Below are 3,838 nucleotides of genomic sequence, written 5' to 3' on the forward strand. Positions count from 1 at the left end.
CGGCATGCCGGCCAGCGCCAGGCGGAGGAAACGGAGTAGTGGCTCGCTTGCAAGACCATGGTTTCGGGCGGGCGAAAGGAGGAAGGCCAGGAAGTTCGAGTGCCGGAGTTCTCCTCGCACGGCACCCATGGCCTCGAACAGATTGAAGCGTCCCATCCGCCGGTCGATTGCCTGGAAATCCAGGTCGTCGACCAAGTCGGCGAGTTTCTGCTCGACATCAGTCGTTATGGTGCTGTCGGTCATCCCCACTCGGTATCCCTTACGCCACGAGGCCGTCGACAGCCTTCATACCTAACGCGCCAGCGACCGCTTCACGAGCGCGGATGCCAAGCTGCCCGCGGGAATGACCGCCCTCGCCAAGCCACCGAGGAAGTAGGTTGCCCTGCGACGCGAAGTGCTCGACGTGCACGAAGGTGACCTTCTCGTCGGCATACGCGACCTCGTTCACCGTCCGCCAGCGCCCCGGCCGCGCCTGCTGGATCAGGGCACGCGCCTGCCGAATGTAGTTCCCTTTCGTCCCCATCCCGAACATCACGACGAGTCGCGTCGAGGCAGAAAGGTTCGTCAGGAACCGGCGGGTGCAGTTCGTCGCTACCTCCCGCCCGAACGGGACGGCGACGAAACCGTCCAGCATGCCCCCGCCCGTGCCCTTCCATTCCTCACCGTCCCACCGCTCGACTGTGCAGCGAATGAGCGAGCCAAATTGAAAACGTCCAGCGGGATCGGCGATCAGCCTGTCCACGGAGGCTCGCAGATGCCTCTCATCGCCGCCTTCTATCAGGCCGACATGGGCCAGGATCTTGCCGACGGGCAGCCGCCCGCCCTTGTAAGCGATCTGGTCGTGGGGTGTGGTCGTTAGCTTGCCAGCCTGTGTCGGGCCTTTGGAGAAGCCTAACACGACGACCTCCGCATTCGGGTTGCCCCATGCGAGTGGGTTGGCCGTGATCCGCCAATCCCCGTCCATGCTGATCCGGCGGGTTTTGTCGAACTCCACGGGCCGGCCACCATGGCAGATCACGCAATCGATGCGTCTGCTGGTAGGCAGGCTTGAGGCGCATCCGGTCGATAGGGCCATGTCGGTTTGCTTCCGCTCAGGTCACGGACTGATATCTGGTGAAAGGTAACAGGTTGTGTGATTCATTACCTAATACCTTTGAATCAGAAATTACTTTCCGCTGAGGCCGGACGCTGTCTGACCGGGCCAAGCCTCAGCGAGACGATAGCCCACTCTGGGAAGCTGACGTACATTTTCGAGCAAAAGAGCTGGCAGGATTCGATGGTTGTGACGGCGAACCCGGGTGAGCCCTATTTCGCGCATGCGATGAAGGTCTGCGCGGACCCGGATTTTCGGGCGATTGCAGTCATTTCGCTCGATGTTCGGCTGAGTCTGGACGACCTTGCAGCGGCTGGGGTGCGGGAGGCCGACCTCGTCATCGAGCCGCTGTTTCGCCGAGCGGCGGAGCTCGGCCACGCCGAAGCGCACCATTACGACCCTGAGAGGGCTAAGCCGAGGACGCAAAAGAACTTTTCGTCGTCAAAATTCAAATTCCGAGAATTTAAGTAATTATCTTTGCGCCTATCGCGCTGCCTCCTATTGTAAGAATATAGGCCGATGGCGACTTAACATCTTTAGCACAGGGCCCTTTTGCAGGGTGGTGAAATGATCCACAGCTAATAATAATAATAGACCCGGCAGCGTTCTGATAGGTTCCTACCCATGGAGCATGAAGATGGCCGTACACAATTGCGGATGCTCCAACTCCTATCGCGAAATCTAACACCCTATTCCCATCCATACATTGCAAAAACCAATTTCCTTCACCGTACACGACAGGGTGATGTAAGATAACTATGACATTGTCACTCGGTTTTGCAATTTTTCTCAACTTTACTTCTGCCGCCGTCAACTGATCGCGACCCACGTAACCAAGTGCGTTTGTAGCTGGTCCTGAACATGGGCGCCGATTACTATCAAGTAATATAATAACAACGGGAGATGTACCCAATCTTTTGACGAAAGGATAACCTCCCTCTTGGTACGATGATGTCAACTCACGTATTTTTACAGATACATACCTCGAATCATAAGACTGCTTAGAGAATAAATCATATCCGCCGTCTATTGTGTTAAAAGAAGCGAAGTGAACATCGTGATTGCCAGGAACAGCTAAAACAGGGCATGTCAGCGAATTAGAAATCTCTGTTAATTTTTCCCATGCCCTATTACTGCCTGTATCGGTCATGTCTCCGACAAAAACTACAGCGTCTAGACTGCTTCGGGCAATTACAATTTTTAGATTGCTAAGCGCGTCGTCCGAAGATCGCTCACTAAGCATTGGAGCGCTTCCCGTCTCGGAAATATGAAGGTCAGATATAAGCAGAATCCTCTGTCCGTCCTGAAATTCAGGATTGACATCTTTGTTTTTCTCTACAATATTTTTTGAATAAACCCTTTTCCACCGCAATGCGTACGGCGAAGCGACAATTGCGCCCGTTCTGAACGCTGATATGATTCTCTGCGCAGGACGGAAAGACAAGCGCAGCAATATGTAAATATTGTAAAAAATGAAGGGTATAGACAATATCGACAGGACTAAGGAGGCATAATATACTACGATCCACCACCCGTCCGGGGGGTTGCTGTATGAATACAACGAGTAATGGACTGAGACATACGATGCATTTAAATTCAAGATTGCATCATAAGATAATACCAGTAATTCTACCAACTGTCCTACGACCAGTGAAGCAGAAATAAATAAGTCTTTACGAGTTTCCGTTAATAGATATCTTAATATTTGAAAAAAAGCAAATACAAAGATCATTATAAATACATCCTTGTGGCTTACCAAAGATGTATTGCGGATCATCCAAAACATCTGTGAGATATAATTCTGATCTGATGCTGGATATATAGTCTTCCATACTAGTGGGAAAAGATAAATCCTTCCTGTTTGGTAGCGTATCAAAGCCTCTTGTCGCTTTTGATCGAACGTATAAGCTCCATCCGTTGGGTAGTAGCCGCCGGGCACAAGCGGTCTATATATCACCCATTTGAAAAAAATACTCGAAAATACAATTATAAAATATGATATCCAATATGGCATTTGCGGAAACATTGACGATTACCTTGTAGCTGAGTTTCGCAGATTCTGTATACGGCCGATGCGTGAATTCCCAGAAATTCTATATGCCCATGTACTTTGACTGAAAACTTTTCTGTCTATTGCATTTGGTATTTCAGAATATATTATCCTGAAAAATTATCGAGTATCAAGTACATATAACATGCAAATTGATTTATTGTATTATATTCAGATTACTGAACTTGCCTTTGGGCGATAGGATCGTTGCTTTCGGAAAGGTTCATGAACGATCTGAACGATCAGTATGGGTCGGAGGCGGAACGGCCGCTTCCCATCGAACGGCCAACGTCTGGTCGCCATCTAGGGCCGGCCTCGCGACTAGGGACGCAATGGCAGATTTGGTCCACCAGCCATCCCGCTGGCGGGCGGATAAAATTTCCGTGATCGGGAGCGAATTACCGCCCTTCGAGCGGTTCAGGCCGCCGGCGCTACGCCCGGCCCAGGAGAACCGTCATGTCCAACCTTAGCTTCCTCCCTTACGTGGGTCCTAACTTCGGGGCGAGCCAAGTGCGGCTGCTGCTACTTGGGGAGAGCCATTACCTAGGTGACGGGGACGAACTGCCGCGCGACCCCCTCCAGGCCACCCGCACCGTCGTCGAGAAATGGAAGCGGCGCGAGTGGGCGATCCGGTACCTGACCATCGGGGCCAGGGTCATCACCGGCCAGCGCGCATGGTGTCCGTCGTCAGATGA

General features: G+C 52.0%; 5 protein-coding genes. 2 read left to right on the forward strand and 3 right to left on the reverse strand.

Going from position 1 to position 3,838, the window contains the following annotated elements:
• Both MFF30_RS25850 and MFF30_RS25855 read right to left on the reverse strand, forming a co-directional pair.
• Positions 1-243: PD-(D/E)XK nuclease family protein (locus tag MFF30_RS25850; RefSeq protein WP_238283152.1), on the reverse strand; the 243-nt coding region annotated here is incomplete at its 3' end.
• 16 nt (positions 244-259) lie between these two features.
• Entirely contained in the window at positions 260-1,075 is an 816-nt protein-coding gene (locus tag MFF30_RS25855) for a hypothetical protein (protein ID WP_238283154.1), read from the reverse strand.
• A 57-nt stretch (positions 1,076-1,132) separates the two neighbouring features.
• Here MFF30_RS25855 and MFF30_RS25860 point away from each other — a divergent pair, with 57 nt between their 5' ends.
• Positions 1,133-1,564: a hypothetical protein gene (locus MFF30_RS25860; RefSeq protein WP_238283155.1), complete on the forward strand. Its 432-nt coding sequence runs from the start codon at positions 1,133-1,135 to the stop codon at positions 1,562-1,564.
• Here MFF30_RS25860 and MFF30_RS25865 read toward each other — a convergent pair.
• The gene (locus tag MFF30_RS25865) at positions 1,557-2,870 is read right to left on the reverse strand and encodes a metallophosphoesterase family protein (protein ID WP_238283156.1); all 1,314 of its coding nucleotides are present in this window, start codon (positions 2,868-2,870) and stop codon (positions 1,557-1,559) included. The genes MFF30_RS25860 and MFF30_RS25865 overlap by 8 nt on opposite strands.
• A gap of 729 nt (positions 2,871-3,599) precedes the next feature.
• Between MFF30_RS25865 and MFF30_RS25870 the strand changes: the two genes are divergently transcribed.
• Positions 3,600-3,838: hypothetical protein (locus MFF30_RS25870; protein ID WP_238283158.1), on the forward strand; the 239-nt coding region annotated here is incomplete at its 3' end.

The organism is Methylobacterium goesingense (assembly GCF_022179225.1).
Classification (GTDB): domain Bacteria; phylum Pseudomonadota; class Alphaproteobacteria; order Rhizobiales; family Beijerinckiaceae; genus Methylobacterium; species Methylobacterium goesingense.

Bases quoted from the DNA above. Each gene is read 5' to 3' on its own strand.
- MFF30_RS25855 (WP_238283154.1), bottom strand. From the start codon at position 1,075: ATGGCCCTATCGACCGGATGCGCCTCAAGCCTGCCTACCAGCAGACGC.
- MFF30_RS25865 (WP_238283156.1), bottom strand. From the start codon at position 2,870: ATGATCCGCAATACATCTTTGGTAAGCCACAAGGATGTATTTATAATG.